This is a genomic window from Burkholderia sp. JP2-270 (genome assembly GCF_003233675.1).
Taxonomy (GTDB): Bacteria; Pseudomonadota; Gammaproteobacteria; order Burkholderiales; family Burkholderiaceae; genus Burkholderia; species Burkholderia pyrrocinia_C.
Window position 1 is genome coordinate 392840 of sequence record NZ_CP029828.1, and the last position, 17834, is coordinate 410673.

The 17834-nt window shown below is 64.9% G+C and carries 10 protein-coding genes and 6 pseudogenes; 5 read left to right on the forward strand and 11 right to left on the reverse strand.

The window, feature by feature from the left end:
* Positions 1-30 precede the first annotated feature (30 nt).
* From tnpB to DM992_RS41265, 3 genes and pseudogenes are all read right to left on the reverse strand, one after another.
* The gene (tnpB, locus tag DM992_RS41250) at positions 31-381 is read right to left on the reverse strand and encodes an IS66 family insertion sequence element accessory protein TnpB (RefSeq protein ID WP_059531434.1); all 351 of its coding nucleotides are present in this window, start codon (positions 379-381) and stop codon (positions 31-33) included.
* Positions 357-899 (reverse strand): transposase, encoded by a 543-nt coding sequence (locus DM992_RS41255; protein ID WP_059531437.1) that lies wholly within the window; start codon positions 897-899, stop codon positions 357-359. Before DM992_RS41255 ends, tnpB begins: the two co-directional genes overlap by 25 nt.
* A gap of 594 nt (positions 900-1493) precedes the next feature.
* Positions 1494-2215, reverse strand: a pseudogene (locus DM992_RS41265) (IS3 family transposase); the annotation flags it as partial.
* 88 nt (positions 2216-2303) lie between these two features.
* Here DM992_RS41265 and DM992_RS41270 point away from each other — a divergent pair.
* Positions 2304-3029, forward strand: a pseudogene (locus DM992_RS41270) (carbohydrate-binding module family 20 domain-containing protein); the annotation flags it as partial.
* Positions 3030-3578: 549 nt separating this feature from the next.
* Positions 3579-5744, forward strand: a complete 2166-nt coding sequence (locus DM992_RS41275; protein ID WP_091925906.1) for a glycoside hydrolase family 70 protein — start codon at positions 3579-3581, stop codon at positions 5742-5744.
* A 112-nt stretch (positions 5745-5856) separates the two neighbouring features.
* On the opposite strand, the pseudogene DM992_RS41280 reads toward DM992_RS41275, so the two are convergent.
* The 3 genes and pseudogenes from DM992_RS41280 to DM992_RS41290 all read right to left on the reverse strand — a co-directional run.
* Positions 5857-6120 (reverse strand): annotated as a pseudogene (locus DM992_RS41280) (integrase core domain-containing protein); the annotation flags it as partial.
* A gap of 64 nt (positions 6121-6184) precedes the next feature.
* A pseudogene (locus DM992_RS41285) lies at positions 6185-6493 on the reverse strand (helix-turn-helix domain-containing protein); the annotation flags it as partial.
* Positions 6494-6718: 225 nt separating this feature from the next.
* Positions 6719-7015 carry a DUF4148 domain-containing protein gene (locus tag DM992_RS41290; protein WP_059619724.1) on the reverse strand — a complete coding sequence of 99 codons (297 nt, stop codon included), beginning with the start codon at positions 7013-7015 and terminating at the stop codon, positions 6719-6721.
* Between the two features lie 217 nt (positions 7016-7232).
* Between DM992_RS41290 and DM992_RS41295 the strand changes: the two genes are divergently transcribed.
* From DM992_RS41295 to DM992_RS41305, 3 genes are read left to right on the forward strand one after another with little or no spacing between them, the layout of a single operon-like run.
* A complete protein-coding gene (locus tag DM992_RS41295) occupies positions 7233-7907 on the forward strand; it encodes a response regulator transcription factor (RefSeq protein WP_111021939.1) in 675 nt (224 codons plus the stop codon).
* Between the two features lie 11 nt (positions 7908-7918).
* The gene (locus DM992_RS41300) at positions 7919-9310 is read left to right on the forward strand and encodes a HAMP domain-containing sensor histidine kinase (RefSeq protein WP_111021941.1); all 1392 of its coding nucleotides are present in this window, start codon (positions 7919-7921) and stop codon (positions 9308-9310) included.
* Between the two features lie 19 nt (positions 9311-9329).
* Positions 9330-9995: a winged helix-turn-helix domain-containing protein gene (locus DM992_RS41305; protein ID WP_111021942.1), complete on the forward strand. Its 666-nt coding sequence runs from the start codon at positions 9330-9332 to the stop codon at positions 9993-9995.
* Positions 9996-10053: 58 nt separating this feature from the next.
* On the opposite strand, the gene DM992_RS41310 is transcribed toward DM992_RS41305, so the two are convergent.
* The 5 genes and pseudogenes from DM992_RS41310 to DM992_RS41335 all read right to left on the reverse strand — a co-directional run bounded on the left by DM992_RS41310 (position 10054) and on the right by DM992_RS41335 (position 17764).
* Complete coding sequence (locus DM992_RS41310; protein ID WP_111021943.1) at positions 10054-10317, reverse strand: DUF4148 domain-containing protein; 264 nt, start codon at positions 10315-10317, stop codon at positions 10054-10056.
* A 110-nt stretch (positions 10318-10427) separates the two neighbouring features.
* A pseudogene (locus tag DM992_RS41315) lies at positions 10428-11844 on the reverse strand (efflux transporter outer membrane subunit).
* Positions 11837-13012 carry an efflux RND transporter periplasmic adaptor subunit gene (locus tag DM992_RS41320; protein WP_111021945.1) on the reverse strand — a complete coding sequence of 392 codons (1176 nt, stop codon included), beginning with the start codon at positions 13010-13012 and terminating at the stop codon, positions 11837-11839. Before DM992_RS41320 ends, DM992_RS41315 begins: the two are co-directional and overlap by 8 nt.
* Positions 13002-16221: pseudogene (locus DM992_RS41325) on the reverse strand (efflux RND transporter permease subunit). The gene DM992_RS41320 and the pseudogene DM992_RS41325 overlap by 11 nt, the downstream one beginning before the upstream one ends.
* 407 nt (positions 16222-16628) lie before the next feature.
* Positions 16629-17764, reverse strand: a protein-coding gene (locus DM992_RS41335; protein ID WP_111021949.1) for an IS3 family transposase whose coding sequence is annotated in 2 segments (ribosomal slippage) — positions 16629-17509 and positions 17509-17764 — 1137 coding nt in all. Because the reading frame shifts where the segments join, the coding sequence is not laid out codon by codon here.
* Positions 17765-17834: the final 70 nt, after the last annotated feature.

Genomic DNA, 17834 nt, shown 5'->3' on the forward strand with positions numbered 1-17834 from the left:
GCCGATTAGACCATGCCATCTGCGTAGTGTTCAGCTCATCCGCGCGTAATATCGCTGGGGATGCTTCTGGATCACGGCCAGGTCGATGCCGTCGAGCAGCCAGTGCAACTGCTCGGTGCTGAGCGTGATCGTGTCGCCACCGTTCGGCCAGACGAAGCGGTCGGCTTCGAGTCGCTTGAGCAGCAACCAGAATCCGTTGCCGCCCCAGCCGAGGATCTTGACTCGATCACGACGGCGGTTGCCGAAGACGAACAGCGCCGAGGTCATTGAGTTCAGGCGCATCGCCTGTTCGACCAGGATCGACAGCCCGTTGATGCCCATGCGGAAGTCGACGGGATCGCGATGCAGGTAGACCTTCAGCCCTTCGTCGAACCGGAACACGGCAGCCTCCCGAGCATCTGGATCACCGTGGCCAGCTCATCGACACTCGCCTCGCCGAGATCGAATTCGACACCATTGGACAAGCGCACATGCAACGAGAGCGCCATCAACGACGGGGCTGGTGGCAATACTGGGGAAGCGGCAGGCACAGTCGACGCAGTCGTGACGACAGGAACGAATGCTCGCGCTTCACTCATCGGAACCCGATGTGCAGTGCCCGGAATGTCGATCGATACGCCGTCGATCACCAGCGGGTCCGGCCTCGTCGGGGTTTGCAGCGTATGCTGCTGATGGCGCGAGATCCAGCGACGCAACTGGTTCGGATTAACGTCATGGTCCATGGCCGCCCGGGCGATCGATACCCCCGGCCTCAGGCAAAACTCGACCAGCTCCCGCACGGCATCTTCATCAAATTCCCGCCGGCCATCCCGTCTGCGGCCAACCACCAGTCTGCTTCGAAGGTCCTGTTTCTCTGTCATCACGGTCTGAGTGCATGTGTCCACGCGGACACTTAGCATCTGACCTTCTGCCTACCATTGGTAGGGCGTCGTTTATTGACGGCTTACAAACGGTCTGGTCATGCAGCCGTGCTCCTCCTGCTCACGCAGTTGACACGACTACAGACCGGGATGATGCAGCCCCTTCGCTCCACCACCATTACAGCGGCTTCAACACTACTACGAGCTGCTCCGCCCCTTGGTGGCGCATCGCTACTTTCGGCCTCGCCTTTCGGGCTTGTGCCTTTCGCTTGGCATCGCCACCGAAGGTTCCCGCAGTTCAACGTAAGAGCCCGAATCAGGCTGACGCTGCCTCTATGCCGGACACCGCCTGGCCCGTAAGCAGGTAACGGCCAGACTGATCGCAGGGCAACATCACTCCCCGGTTTTGATGTCATCTGAGTAGTTTCGACACTTGAACGGCAGTTCACGGTTGTTCGTCTTCCTGATTCATACCTGACGTCTTCCCGACGCCTTTTCCATGACGCTCACGACCAGGGCTTTTGACCCAAGCCGCTCATGGTGGTTTGCCACCCGCTCCTGCAAGCCGATGGCGAGGGGCCATACCCTCATCTCCTACGCCGCTTGCTGCGGCACACTGATGTCGCTTACCTAGGCTTGATTGGGCCGCCAGCCATCGAAACGCCGATCCAACAGATTCGGCGCCACCGGCAGGCGATGGGTCGAATCCGTCGTCACCCGATACGGGCGCTTGTAGACCGGGCGCAGCCCCTGGCGTTGCAGGCTGCGACGCACGCGTTCGGCGCTCGCCGGCCGGCCCTGAGCACGCAACTGTCGCACGATACGAGGACGGCCATAGCTGCCGCGGCTGGCACGATGAATGGCGGCGACCTCAGCGTCCAACATGGCATTGGCCAGTGCCCGCCGACTTGGCTCCCGGCCGCGCCACTGGCAATAGCCGCTGCGCGACACACCCAGAACCCGGCAAAGCCGACTCACGCTGTACTGGTCGCGATGTGCGTCAATCCAGGCGTACCTCACCGCGACCCCTTCGCGAAGTACGCCGTCGCCTTTCGAAGAATTTCGATATCCAGTTTTGCGCTGGCCAGTTCCTTACGCAGACGACTGTTCTCGGCCTCCAGGTCGCTGACCGGACGACGACTTGAGCTCGGTGCACTCGGCGCCGGCCCTGCTGCGGCCTGCGCACTGCCATCGCGCCGATCACGGCACCAGTTTCCCAGCGTCGCCACCGGCACGCCCAGCCTGCGAGCAGCCTCATGCTGACCGACGCTCTCAGCCAGCCGCACCGCCTCAACCTTGAATTCCTTCGTGTACTGCCGTCTCGGTACCACGTTCTCTGCCATGTTCTTCTCCATACAGTCAAAAAGTTATCAAACTTCTTGCTGTACGTGGAATCGAGGCAGGGTCACGGTCGTGAAGCAGACGATCGACGGACAGCGTCCCGCATGGTTCCGCTACAACTTCGACGGCTATGGTGAACACAACGACGGCAGCAATTGTGACGGCACCGACGTAGGCCGATTGTGGCCGATCTTCACAGCGGAACGCGGCATGTATTCGATCGCAAGCAGCGGCAGCGGCGCGGCCGGCAGCCCATATCTGAATGCGATCCGTTCGTTCGCGACGCAAGAAGGCTTCATTCCGGAGCAGGTCTGACCCAATAGCGCCGCGTTGCCCGGAAACTGGCAAGTCGTGACCCCGTCGTCGTACACGGCAGGGACGCCAACCAAGTCAATGGCCCCGTTGAACTGGGCGATGGGTGAATACATCAGCCTGCTTGCGTCGACTCAGGCCGGAAAGGTGGTCGATATTCCGTCTGTGGTCTGCGCACGCTACAGCAATTGCGTCATTCCGCCGCCTGCCGGTCAAGTTGCGGTTGCGGTCAACGTCACCGCCAGCACGCAGCCCGGACAATATATGTACGTGACAGGCAGTGCCGACGCACTCGGCAACTGGAACACGAACCTTGGAGTGCCCGTTGACCCGTCGCGCTATCCAGTCTGGAGCAACACCGTCAACCTACGCGGAAACACGCCGATTCTGTACAAATACTATCGAAAGAACGGCGATGGCAGCGTGACGTGGGAAAACCTTCCAGGCAGTCGCAACCGCGTGGTGACGACGCCTGAGGCAGGCTCCGTGACGTTGAACGACAAGGTCAACTGGTGATGCCTTGCGAGCGTCGTGGTGCCCGTGCGCCAATATGGCGGCAGGCGCTAATTCACTCCTGTCGGAGAATCGACACTACGACGGTCTCCGTGAATTTGAATCAAGAGTTAAATCTGGAATTAATTTCCGAATAAAATTTATGGCGGTATTTATTTCCAGATTCGACGCGTCCGGCACAACACCAGAGCTGCCACGAGGCGGCGGTGCGCGTCGCCGGTGAATCAATATTTGAACGATAAATCCAACTGCAATTTCCAAATCAATTCAATTGTTTGACACAAAATTAGAGGTATGATTCTATTCGTCAAACAGATTTGAACCATCCGACATTCAATCCGCTCGCGAAAGGATATCGAAACGACGTCCCTTCCGAGCGCCATCCGATTCAGACAACAACAGTCGATTCCGACGAGGAACAGAGAGGCGACACAGGGCCGCTGTTCGGGCATGCCCCACTCCGGACAGCGCGGCCACGGCTCGCAATATCTCGATGCGCGGCCTGTGCCACAGCGCGATGGGAAATCGTCGTATACATGATTTGGAGAACGTATGATTCGCACTTCGAAGAAAGCAATTGCGGTTGCTGTCGGACTTATTGCATCGGCTACTGCCTCCGCAGGAGATGCAACTGCACCGATATTTGTATCAAACGCCATGCTGGACAAGCATGTGATTTATCAGGATTTCGCCTTCTATCAGCCTTACGACGGAACCGTCTACAAGACGCTTGCACGGCAAGCACCGGAACTCCGTAATCTCGGCATCACGGACGTCTGGTTTGCGCCTCCGTATCGCGCGTTGAACGACGGGCGATTCAGTGAAGGCTACGCAGTGATCGACCGCTACGATCTTGGCGAATTCCCGCAGGGGCGCGGCAACGCCATCGCGACGAAATATGGAACCGGTGCCCAACTTCGTGAGGCGATCGAAAGCATGCACCGGCAGCGCATCAATGCAATAGCCGACATCGTCCCGAACCAGATGTTCTTCTCGCAACGCGAAGTGGCGAGCGTGACGGCAGTCGACATTTTTGGAAATCCGACCAATCCGTCCGCCAGCAATGTGTTGTACCCGGGGTATTCGAAGGGCGGCGGTCTTGGTCAGAAGCAATACGGCGTGATCAAGCAGTGGCAGGCGAAGTATGAAAACGGCACGTCGCCGCAGGCACTCGGCATCGATCGCATCATGGTCGACGGCGCCGGCGCGCCGTACCGCTACTACGGGCCAGGCGATGCACGAAACCATCTTCCGGCATGGCTCGAGGCGACCGATGCGGCACGTGTCGGCGCGCTCAACACGATCGATACCTACCTGTCGGTCGATGGTAGTTACGCTGCGCAAAGCGCTGCCACGGCCATCCCGGTATATCGACCGTATCTGCTTTACTATGTCGACCCGCGTCGCGACGCGACAGTTCAGCCCTACCTTACTTACATGCGCGCACACGGCTTCCCGGGCAACAGCGATGATGCGGTGCGCCAGAGCATCATCAATGGCAATACCGATGCCGTGACAAAGGCGACCAACGATTACCTTGCGCTGCAGCCGGGCTATTCGGCATCATCGGAAGCGGGTGCAGCGGCATTCCGCTTCAACAAGCCAAGTAACGCGGACGTCAACAAGAACGTCCTCCAATATGAATTCCTGCTCGGTTCCGACATCGACAACAGCAACGCCACCGTGCAGAACGAGACGCTGAACTGGCAGCGGTTCCTGCTCGACAAGTATGGTTTTGACGGGTTCCGATTCGATGCAGCCGGCCACTACAACACGGACATCCTGAGGCAGTCGGCGCAATTGATGTCGGGGCGCTACGGCCACGACATGAACAATCACTTGAGCGTGATCGAGTCGTACGTCGATCCGCAGATCGCGTTCGAAAACAGCAATGGGAACGGCCAGCTGGCCTACGACGGCACGCTGTATTCCACGATGTACAACACCCTGGAACAGGCGAACCCGGGGGGGCCGCTCAGCGATATCTTCGCGAAGTCGATCGTCGGGCAGGCCCGCTTCGGTGCCGGCAGGGCCATTCCGAACTGGTCGTTCGTCACGAACCACGACCAGGAGCACAACGTGATCGCGAAGATCCCGGTGCCGCCGACGCAGAAGGCCGGGTACACGCCGGACGCGGCAATTCAGCTCGCACAAATGTCGATCTACGACAACGATCGAAAACAGGCTGTCAAGCAATACGCCCCCTATAACGTGCCCTCCGCCTATGCCGTGCTTCTGACGAACAAGGACACGGTGCCTACCGTCTTCTACGGCGACCTCTATGAGAGCGACAAGGCATACGTGTCGACGAAGACGCCGTATTACGACGCGATCACGCGACTGCTCAAGATCCGCCAGAAATTCGTGGCGGGCGCGCAGGTGTTGACGTATTACAAGACGAACACATCGCCGTCCGTAGCCGGACAAGATCTGCTCGCAAGTGTACGCGTGGGGACGGATCGAGGAACAGGCGTCGCAACCGTGATCGGCAACAATCCGGCGACGGATGCAACGATTCGCGTCGACATGGGTCTGCAGCATGCCAACCAGACCTTCACCAACATGTTCGGACAGTGGCCTGAACGCCTCCAGACCGATGGACGCGGCGTGCTCACCGTACATGTCACAGGATCCTCGACACCGCAAGTGCACGGCTATCTCGGCGTCTGGGTGCCGACTTCCGAGGGGGAGGGTTCGATGATGGGTTACGCAAGCTGATAGGCGTGGCTCAATGACGAGCACCGCGGCGCGATCCTTCGATCGCGCCGCGCCGGCTCGATGTATTAGCCGGGACTCGATCTGACAGGTAGTCGGACCGACAAAGAACGAGTCATCGATGGGGGATGAGTTTCTCCTTGGCGAGTTCGAGCGAATCGAGGAAAGTACGCATCGGCGTCTTGCCATAACACCAGCGTCCCTGATGCTCTCGTTCATTGTTGTACTGGTCGTGCCATGCATCAAGGTCTGTCTGCAAGGTGGCGATCGAATCATAGATCTTCTTGCGGAAGGCGATGCGATAGAACTCGTTGAGCATGGTCTTGTGCAGCCGTTCGACGATCCCGTTGGTTTGCGGCGACCGGGACTTTGTGCGGGTAGAGGGTCGGCCAGGGTTCGCGAATATGCGACGTTTCACATATTCACGAATCCCGGCCGACCCTCTCCAACGTCTTCGCGATAACGGCATCGACCCGTGCGTAATCGATCGATCGGGGTGCACCAGGACGCGGCGCGTCGAGCAGACCGTCCAGCCGATGCATCACATAGCACCCACGCCACTTCGACACAGTTTGCTGGGTGACCCGCAGTTTCGCCGCGACCGTCTTGTTGTCGATGCCCTCGGCGCAGGTCAGCACGATCCGCGCGCGCAACGCCAACGCTTGGCCCGTCTTGCGGCGCATCGTCAGAGCCGTGAGCTGCTCGCGTTCCGCTTCGCTCAACACGAGGTCCGCCTTGGGTCTTCCGCTCATTGCCGCCTCTTCGTGTCCGTGGCATTTACTACACGGTACTACAGGCAGCAACTTGTTCAACGAATTTCTAACTCACGACACTAGGGTGACATACGAAGTCAGCGTGAATATGCTATCGCATTGAGCGGTATCATCGTGCAAGGCTTCGTGTTCAAGAATACCCACGAATACAAGGCGGCACGAGCGCGTCGTCTTGTCGCTTTGGCGGCCGTGCCGAGCAGTCGTTCAGTGCGGGTTTGCGTCGGCCGTCAGTGCATGTGTACAGTCCGTACGGTACTCGGTGGCGAGCCGGCGATTCGCCTCGTCAAGATCGTCCGGGTAGTACGGGCCGCTGTGCGCGGGGTTATAGCCAACCTGTTCGAGTTCGATCAGCTCGCGCACCAGGTCCGCATGCGTGACCTCGCGCTGAGTGTGAACGAACGGGTAAGCGTTGCATTCCTGTGGCGTCAGGTGCGGTGCCGCGAACGCGGCGGTGCTGGCGCATGCGAGCAGCATGCAGGCGGTGGTAGTCGAAAGTTTCATCCGGTGGCTCCTGTTTTCGCGGCCCGATGCCGCATGACGTCAGCGTAGGCGGATCGCGCGACGACGCGGGCGACGCACGGATGAAACTTGTTTCACGCCTGTGCATGTGGTGCCGGATGAAGCTATTTTCATGTAACGCCGGGCGGCGATCGTGTCGTCTACGATAGTCGCGGGCGCAAGGTGTGCGCCCGTATTGAAGTTCATTGCGAGGACAGGCATGCGAGTACTGACGGTCGAAGACGATGCGGTGACCGCGAACGAAATCGTCGGCGAGCTCACTGCGCGCGGATTCGAGGTCGACTGGATCGACAACGGCCGCGAAGGGATGATGCGCGCGATGAGCGCATCGTACGACGCGATCACGCTGGACCGGATGCTGCCGGGCGCAGACGGCCTCGCGATCCTGACCGCGATGCGCACGGTGGGCATCGATACGCCGGTGCTGATGCTGAGCGCGCTCGGCGACGTCGACGAGCGCATCCGCGGGCTGCGCGCGGGCGGCGACGATTACCTGACGAAGCCGTTCGATTCCGGCGAGCTGAGTGCGCGCATCGAGGTGCTGCTGCGCCGCCGCCAGGCATCGGGCGTCCCGCAGCAGACGCTGCTGAAGGTCGGCGCACTCGAGCTCGACCTCATTTCGCGCTGCGCGCGCCGCGGCGGCGGCGAGATTCCGCTGCTGCCGACCGAATTCCGCGTGCTCGAATTCATGATGCGCAACGCGGGCCAGACGATCACGCGCACGATGCTGTTCGAGACCGTGTGGGGCTATCACTTCGATCCGGGCACCAACCTGATCGACGTCCACATGGGCCGGCTGCGCAAGAAGATCGATCCGCCCGGCGCGCAACCGATGATCCGGACGGTGCGCGGCTCGGGCTACATACTCGCGTGACGGAGGCGGGAATGGACGCGGCTCGCGCGGCGAATTTCACACGCCGCTGGCATACGACGACGTTCCGCTGGCTGTGCGCGTACGCGGCCATCTTCTCGGTGTCGCTGCTGCTGCTCGCGGGCGTGATCAACGTCGCCGCGACGCACACGATGACGCGCGACACCGACGAGGTGCTCGCGTGGCAGCTGATCTATTTCGATTCGATCCCCGATGCCGAACTGCCGCTCGCGATTCACCGGCGGCTCGAGCACGAGCACATGCATACGAGTTTCTACGGGCTGTTTGACGCGGCCGGTCGCCGTGTGACAGGAGACATCGCGACACTGCCCGCGCTGCGCACGGATCGCGACGGACGCACGCTGAACCGCACGCTCGCGCCGCTCGACGGACAGCCCGCGCCGATTACGCGCGCGATGGCCATGCGTCGCGACAACGGGATGACGCTGGTCGTCGCGCGCGACCTGTCGCATTTCATCCAGATCCGCGATGTCGCGATCCGCGGGCTCGTGATCGGCGGCGTGATGATCCTGATCGCCGGCATTGCAGGCGGCAGCATGCTCGGCATGCGGCAGATGCGCCGCGTCGCCGCGATCCGGCGCGTCACACGGCAGATCGCGGAAGGCGACCTCGGCAAGCGGTTGCCGGTAGGCCGCTACGACGAACTCGATCTGCTCGCGCATCTCGTGAACCACATGCTCGACGAGGTCGAGCGGCTGATGGGCGAGGTGCGCCATACCTGCGACGGCATCGCGCACGACCTGCGCACGCCGCTCGCGCGTGTCCATACGATGCTGGCGCGGCTGGCCGACCAGCCGTTCTGCGCGGATGATCCAGCGTCGGCGGCACTGCTGGCTTCTGCGCGCGACGAAACCGACCGGTTGCTCGAACGCTTTCGCGCGATGCTGCGCATCTCCGAGATCGGCACGCTGAGCCGGCGTGGCGGCTTTGCCGAGGTCGACGTCGCGGCATTGCTGCGCGACGTGTGCGACCTCTATGAGCCGCTGGCCGAAGCCGTCGACGTGTCGTTCGCGCTCGACGCGGCACCGGTCGACGGCATTCACGGCGATCGCGCATTGCTGTTCGAGGCGTTCAGCAATCTCGCGGACAACGCGATCAAGTTCACGCCGCCGGGCGGACGTGTGCGCGTCGTGCTCCACACGACACCGAACGGCCCGCTCGTGCGGTTCGAGGACACCGGTCCCGGCATTCCGCCGGGCGAGCGCGACGCGGTGCTCGAACGCTTTTATCGCGGCGAGCGCACGCGCCATGTGAACGGGTCCGGGCTCGGGTTGAGCATTGTGTCGGCCGTGATGCGCGTGCACGGGTTCGCGCTGCGGATCGGCGATGCGCAGCCGGCCGGTGCGGCGATCACGGTCGAATGCTGGCCGCGCTCGCTCGCATGACGGCGCAGGAGACCGAACGATGCGCATCCTGCTGATTGCGCCGCCGACACCGGAGGCCGCGCGGCTCGACAAGGCGTTTCGCGAGAGCATGCACGGCGTCGAGCGCGTCGACGGATGGCGCGACGGCTGCTTCGCGGCGACCCAGGACCGGTTCGACGCCATCGTGATTGCTGCACCCGATGCGGCGGCCGACGCGGCGATCCTCGCCGGATTGCCGCGACTCGCCGTATCGGCCGGCGGCGCGACGATTGCCGCGATCGTCACCGGCGCAACACCCGCGCAGCGTGCGCGGATGCTGCAGGCCGGCTGCGACGTGTGTCTTGCCCATCCGTGTTCGTTCGTGGAGCTGCACGAGCGGCTGCGCGCGCTGTGGCGCCGTACGGGTGTCATCGAGATGCGTGAATCGGTCCGGCTCGACACGGCGACGCGTGCACTCGAGGAGCATGGCAGGCGGCTGACGCTCAGCGCACGGGAATTCCGTCTCGTCGAATGCCTGCTGCGCGCATCGGGGCGGCCGGTCGGGCGCGATGCCGTGCTGCGTTACGCGTGGGGCGATGCCGACATCGAACCCGAAACGGTCAATGCGCTGGTCGTGCGGTTGCGGCGCAAGCTGGCCGCACATGCGTTCTCCGCGCGGATCGAAACGGTCGCGCGATTCGGGTTCCGGTTCGACGCGGGCGGGTGACGCCACGATATTGCGCCGAACGTGCCGCGTGTCGCACGGCACGCTCGCTGGCGCACAGTCAGTGCGAATAGAGTTCGCGATTGAGTTGCGCGAGCTGGCCGTCGCGTTCTGCGTGGACGAGTTCGCGATAAACCTCCGCACGCGTCAGCGGCGCGGCTTGCGGAGCATTCCAGTTCCATGCCGGTTGAGACGGCAGCGGTACGGGCGCGGCAGATGCGAGCGTCTGCGAGGCTGCCGCCGCAGCGGGTGGCATCGCGCTGGCCCGGCCGGGCAGCGCGACGCAGAGGGCAGAGAGAAGGGTGGCGAACATCAGGGTCTTCATGGCGTGGTCCTTTTCAAGTGTCAGTGGCCGGTGCCGCGAGGGCGATGCCGGCAGGAACCACGTTATCGGGCGCGCCAGTGCAGGCACCGGGCGCGCCGATGAAGAAACGTTCATGAACGCGCGTCGTGCCAGCCGCCGCCGAGTGCGCGCACGAGTCCGACGGAGGCTTTCAGGCGTCGCGCATCGGCGTCGAGCGACGCGATCTGCGTATCGAGTTCGGTGGTCTGCGCCGTGACCACGTCGAGATAGCTGACCGCGCCGTCGCGATAGCGCGACATCGCGAGCGCGAGCGACTGCCGCGCCGCGACGAGCGCCGCATCGTCCTGGTCGGACTCGTCGCCGAGGCGGTGCAGCAGCGCGAGGTTGTCCTCGACTTCGCGGAATGCCTGCAGCACGACGGCGCGATAGCGCGCACCCTGCTCGGCGAATTGCGCACGCGACTTGCGTACCCTGGCGGCGCGCAGACCGCCGTCGAACAGCGTCGCCGCGAGACGCGGCCCGATCGACCAGATCTCGTTCGGCGCGGCGAGCCACGGCGAAAACGTATCGCTCTGGAGGCCGGCATCGAGGCCGAGCGACAGGTCGGGGAAATAGGCGGCGCGGGCGACGCCGATCCGCGCGTTCGCCGCCGCGACGCGACGTTCGGCGGCGGCGACGTCCGGCCGGCGTTCGAGCAGCGTCGACACGAGGCCGGTCGGAATCGCCGGCACGCCGGGCAGCGCCGCGACGGGCGGCAGCGTGAACGTCGACGCGGAGGCGCCGACGAGCGCTGCGATCGCGTGTTCGTCGAGCGCGCGGCGGGTGGCGATGTCGGAGGCGCGTGCCCGGGCGAGCGCGAGTTGCGTTTGCGCGCGCGACACGTCGAGCCCCGACGCGAGGCCGCCGCGATGACGGCTGACCGTGAGTTGCCACGCGCGGCGATACGTGTCGATCGTTTGCGCGAGCGTGGCCGCCTCGCGGTCGAGGCCCGCGAGGTCGAAGTAGGTGGCGGCTACGCTGGCCTGCAGGCTGAGCCGGACCGACGCGAGATCGTCGTCGGCCGCTTGCGCGTCGTCACGGCCGGCCGCGACCGTGTTGCGGACCTTGCCCCACAGATCGACGTCGTAGCCGATGTCGGCTTCGAGCGTGTTCGACGTCGTAGACGTCGGGCTGGCCGCTGCCGCGCAACGGCCGGCGCGCCGACTTCCGGTCGCGGTCGGGTTCGACATCGATACCCACGCTCGGCAGCAACGCCGCATGCGCTTCGTCGAACAGCGCCGTCGCCTCGTCGTGCCGCGTGACGGCGGCCGCGAGATCGGGGTTCGCGCGTGCGACGAGCGGTTCGAGCCGGTCGAGCGTCGCGTCGCCGTACACGCGCCACCAGCCGTCGCGCGGCAGGCGGTCGGCCGGCGCGGCATCGACCCAAGGGCCCGTTTCGCGAAACGCGGCCGGCACGGGCACGGCCGGCGCGCGGTAGGCCGGTGCGAGCGAACAGCCGGCGAACAGCGCGATGCTGCCCAGCCACGCGGCAAGCAGTCGGTCAGCCATGCGCGTGCTCCGTCGTCGCGGTGCCGGCGATGCGCACGGGGTCGCCGTCCGCGAGCGAATCGGGCGGATTGTCGATCACGCGATCGCCGGCCGCGAGCCCCGAGGCGATCTCGACGCGCGTGCCCAGATCGGTCGCGATCGACACGTTGCGCAACCTCGCATGCCCGTTCGCGTCGAGCACCGCGACCTGCAACCCGTCGTGGCGGAAGATCAGCGTGCTGGCCGGAATCGTCAGCGCATGCGCGGCGCCGGGCATCGCAAGCCGCACCTGCGCGTATTCGCCGGGAAAGAGCGTGCCGGCCGGATTGGCGATCGAAAACTGCGCGAGCAGCGTGCCGGATGCCGGATCGATCGACTGGGCGGAATCCGCTAGCGTCGCGTCGAACGTCTGGCCCGGGCGCTCGGGTACGGTCAGCACGGCCTGCATGCCCGCGCGGATCGCGGCCGCGTCGTCCTGCGGCACGTGGACGTACAGCCGCAGTCGCCGCGCATCCGACACGGTGAAGAGCTCGGCGCCGTTGCCGCTGCCCGCGTCGATCAGCGCGCCGACGTCGGTCTTGCGGGCCGTCACGACGCCGTCGAACGGCGCGGTGAGCCGCTTGAATGATTCGAGCGCCTCGAGCCGCCGCACGTCGGCGGTGCGTGCGGCGACGGCCGCGCGTTTCGCGTCGAGGTCGCTGCGTTTCACGTCGGCCTCCTGCTGCGACACCGAATCCTGCGCGAGCATCTCGGCCCAGCGGGCGGCCATGATCGTGGCGAGCCGCTCGTTCGCGCTCGCGCTTTGCAGGTCCGCGCGGGCCTGCTGCAACTGCTGGTCGAGATCGGGCGTGTCGATCGTCGCCAGCAGCTGGCCCGCCTTCACATGCGTGCCGATGTCCGCGTACCACGCATGCAGGTAGCCCGGCACGCGTGCGTAGATCGGGGCGTCGACATACGCGTCGAGCCGGCCCGGCAGCACGAGTGCGTCGGCCGCGGCCGGCTGCGGCGCGACCGTTGCGACGGTCGGGATCGCCTGCTGCGCGGTCCACGCGGCGACCGCGTGCGCGTCATGCACGCGGGCGAGGACGCCGGCGGCCGCGACCGCGAGCGCGGCGACGGCGCCCGCGATCGCGAGCGGCTTCAGGTAGCGCGGCGTGCCGGGGGGACGGACTTCGAATTCAGTGGACATGCTGTTCTCCCGGAGTGACGGAAAGGGATGCGGAGCGCGGCGCGCGATCGCGCCGGTGGACGAGGCTGAACACGACGGGCACGAACACCAGCGTCGCGACGGTCGCGCACAGCAGGCCGCCGATGATCGCGCGGCCGAGCGGGGCGTTCTGTTCGCCGCCGTCGCCGAGACCGAGCGCCATCGGCGCCATGCCGATGATCATCGCGAGCGCGGTCATCATCACGGGCCGAAAGCGCGTGAAGCCGGCCTCGAGCGCGGCGGCGGCCGCGTCGGCGGTGTGCGCGAGCAGTTCGCGCGCGAAGGTGACGACGAGTATGCTGTTCGCGGTCGCGACCCCCATGCAGAGGATCGCGCCCGTCAGCGCCGGCACCGACAGCGGCGTGCGCGTGACGAACAGCATCCAGACGATGCCGGCGAGCGCCGCGGGCAGCCCGCTCACGATCACGAACGCGTCGCGCCACGAATGGAAGTTCACGACGATCAGCAGGTAGATCAGCAGCACCGCGCCGGCGAGGCCGGCGAGCAGTCCACCGAATGCGCCGTTCATCGTCTGCACCTGGCCGCGCACGGTCACGCGCGAGCCCTTCGGCAGGCCGGCGGCATTCGCGCGCAGCACGCGCTCGATGTCGGCGCTGACCGCGCCGAGATCGCGATCCTGAGTCGTCGCGAAGATGTCGTACAGCGGCGCGATGTCGTAGTGCGAGACGACCGCGTCGGTCTGACCGCGCACGAACGTCGCGAGGCCGCCGAGCAGTTGCGGGGCGCCCGTGCGGCTCGTGACGGGCAACGCGCGCAGGTCCGACAGCGACGTCATCCGGTACTGCGGCGTCTGCGCGACGATCGGATAGGACACGCCGTTGTGCGGATCGAGCCAGTAGGTCGGCGACACCTGGCTCGTGCCGGACAGGCTGGCGACCACCGCATTGGTGACGTCCTGCTCGGTGACGCCGAGCTGTGCGGCGCGCGCGCGGTCGACCGACACCGTGAACTGCGGATAGGTCGACGCCTGCTGCACGCGCGCATCGGCGACGCCCGGCACCGTGCGGATGCGTCGCAGCAGCTCGGTCGCGTACGCGCGGTTGGCCGCCCGGTCGGGGCCGGTCACCTGCACGTCGATCGGCGCGGGGGCGCCGAAGTTGAGGATCTGGCTCACGATGTCGGCGGGCAGGAACGAGAACGTCACGCCCGGAAACGCGCGCGGCAACTCGGTGTGCAGCTGCTTCACGTAGCCGGCCGTCGGCGCGTGGTCGCCGGTGAGCGACACGAGGATGTCGCCGTCCTGCGGGCCGATCGTGCCGCTGTTGCTGTACGTGAGGTTGATGCCGCTGTTCGGCAGGCCCATGTTGTCGACGATGCTCGCGAGCGCGTTCGGCGGCACGACGCCGCGCACGGCGCGCTCGACGCGGTCGAACAGCGCGGCTGTTTCCTCGATGCGCGTCCCGATCGGTGCGCGTACGTGGATCGCGATTTCGCCCGAGTCGACCGACGGGGAAAAATTGCGGCCGAGCCCCGGCACCAGCGCGAACGACACGGCGACCGCAGCGAGGAACAGTGCGACGAAACGGGCGCGGTGGGCGAGGGCCAGCCCGAGCACGACGCGGTAGCCGGCGCGCAGTGCGGCGAAGCGGCGTTCGAAGCCCTGCTGGAACGCGACGAGCGGATTGCGTGCGCGCGGCGGCGCGAACGGCGCGCCGTGCGGCGCGAGCACGGCCGCCGGATGGGCGGCATGCGGCTTCAGCAGGTAACGGGCCATCATCGGCACGAACGTGCGGGACAGCACGAACGACGCGATCATCGCGAAGATCACGGCTTCGGCCATCGGCACGAACAGGAAGCGCGCGACGCCGTCGAGCAGCAGCATCGGCACGAACACGATGCAGATGCACAGCAGCGACACGAAGGCCGGCGCGACGATCTGCGACGCGCCGTCGAGGATCGCGCTGCGCACGTCCTTGCCCTGTTCTAGGTGCCAGTTGACGTTCTCGATCGTGACGGTGGCGTCGTCGACCAGAATGCCGACGGCGAGCGCGAGCCCGCCGAGCGTCATCACGTTGAGCGTCTCGCCCGCGGCGGCGAGCGCGGCGATCGCCGCCAGCACCGCTAGCGGGATGGACGCGGCGATGATCAGCGTCGAGCGCCAGCTGCCGAGAAACAGCAGGATCATCGCGGAGGTGAGCGCCGCGGCGATCAGGCCTTCGCGCGCGACGCCGCTCACGGCGCCCTTGACGAACACCGACTGGTCGCCCATCACGACGAGCCGCAGCGACGGCGGCAGCGTCGCCTCGATGCGCGGCAACTGCGCCTTGACGCCCGCGATGATGTCGAGCGTCGACGCCGAGCCGCTTTTCAGCACGCTCATCAGCACCGCGCGGCGCCCGTCGACGCGCACGATGTTGCCCTGCGGCGGAAAGCCGTCGCGGACATGCGCGACGTCGCGCATGAAGATCACCGCGCCGTTCACGGTCCGGATCGGCAGCGCGTTGAGCTGGTCGATGGTCAGCGGGCTGTCGTTGAGGCGGATGTTGTATTCGAAGCCGCCGATCTTCTGCGTGCCGGCCGGGATGATCTGGTTCTGCTGCGCGAGCGCGGTCGCAGACGTCCTGCGCGGACAGCTCCTTGGCCTGCAGCGCCTGCGGGTCGAGGTCGATCTGCACCTGGCGCACCTTGCCCCCGTACGGCGACGGAATCGCGACACCCGCGACGGACAGCAACCGCGGCCGGATCACGTTGGTCGCGTAGTCGCCGAGCTGCTGTTCGTTCAGCGTGTCGCTCGTCAGCGCGAGCTGCAGCACGGGCACCGTCGACGCGTTGTAGTTGAGGATCTGCGGCGGCGTGGTGCCGGGCGGCATCTGCTTGAGCACGGTTTGGGAGATCGACGTGACCTACGCGGTCGCGGTGCGGATATCGACGCTCGGCTGGAAGAAGATCTTGACGATCCCGAAGCTGCGGAACGATTGCGACTCGATGTGCGCGACGTCGTTGACCGTCGTGCCGAGTGTGCGCTCGTAGTAGGTGACGATGCGTCCGGACATGTCGGCCGGCTGCAGGCCAGCGTAGTTCCATACGACGCTGATGACCGGAATCCGGATGTCGGGGAAGATGTCGGTCGGCGTGCGCAGTGCCGCGAGCGGCCCCGCGATCAGGATCAGCAGCGCGAGGACGATGAACGTGTAGGGGCGCGCGAGCGCGAGTCGGACGAGTTTCATCATCGGCGAGGTCTCCGCCGGCGCGGGGCGCCGGCCTGTCAGCGAAGTGCCGAAGCGTGGCGGGAGCCCGGTTCGGCTCTCGCAGTGTGCGTGGCGCCGCTTAACGCCGGGCGCCGGTCAGGATCAAAGATGTTTTAGTAATCGACACGGCGGTCGCGGCGACCGCTAGCTCGAAATTTTGTTCGAGCGCGAGCTTACCCGTGACGATAGTAAGATCGAGTTGGCCAAGTCTCAATTCGACTCGATTCATGCTAACCGGAACTATGATCACGTCGTGGACACGTCGTGTATTGCATCGACCGGTTAAATCCACCCTCGCCAGCTTGAGAATCTCGTTGGTCCGGCGCAGAGAGGTGGCCTCGCTCGTTCGGACAGTTTTCTGAGATTTTTAAGTGGAGCGTCCGAGGCAATCATGCTGCCGATTTGATCGCAGGCAGCGTCGCGAAGTATGCCTCATCCGGCGTCTGATCCGCTAGGCTCGAATGGGGCCGATTCCGGTTGTACAAGTTGATGTATTCGCCGATGGAGCGCCGGGCATGGCTGACCGACTCGTACGCTTTCAGGTAGACCTCTTCGTACTTGATGCTTCGCCACACCCGTTCGACGAACACGTTGTCGCGCCAGCTTCCCTTGCCGTCCATCGACAGCAGGATGCCTCGGCCCAATACGGCTTCCGTGAACGCGTTCGCCGTGAATTGGCTGCCCTGATCGGTGTTCACAATGTCGGGCTGCCCGTAGCGCGCGAACGCCTCTTCCAGCGCCTCGACGGCGTGCATGGCTTCCAGCGTGATCGCCACCCGGTGCGAGAGCACCTTGCGACTTGACCAATCCACTACCGCCGTCAGGTACACGAAGCCTCGCGCCATCGGAATGTATGTCGTGTCCAGTGCCCACGCCTGATTGGCCCGGGCGATTTTCATGCCGCGCAGCAGGTACGGCCAGATCTTGTGCTGCGCATTGCGTCGGCTCGTGTTCGGCTTGCAGTACAGCACCTCCACGCCCATGCGCTTCATCAGTGTGCGCACGCGACGGCGACCAACTTCATGGCCCTCCCGGCGCAACAGGCGCGCCAGCATCCGTGCCCCGGCAAACGGAAACTCCATATGCAGTTCGTCGATTCGTCGCATCAGCAACAGATCGGCCTCACTGACCGGCTGCGGTCGGTAATATGCGCTCGATCTCGCGATGCCAACCAGCCGCGTCTGATGCGAAACCGGCAGCGCATGCCTACGATCGATCATCGTTTTGCGCTCAGCAATCCCGCCTTGGTAAGCGCACCTTCTAAAAAATCATTCTCCTGTGTCAGCTGGCCGATCTTGGCGTGCAACGCCTTCAGGTCCACCGGCGGCTCGCTCGACGGCATGCCTGCCGCGCCAAACACGTCCGCCGCACGCTCCTGCAATTGCCGCTTCCATTCGGTAATCTGGTTCGGGTGCACATCGAACTGCTGCGCCAGCTCGGCCAGCGTGCGCTCGCCCTTGAGCGCTGCCAGCGCCACCTTCGCTTTGAACACCGCTGAGTGCGTGCGTCGGGTTCTCTTCGTCATTTCCTCGGTTCCTTTGCCAGAATTATCGCTGGCTCAGGCCCCGGCCGATCCACTTATCTGGCTGTCCGAT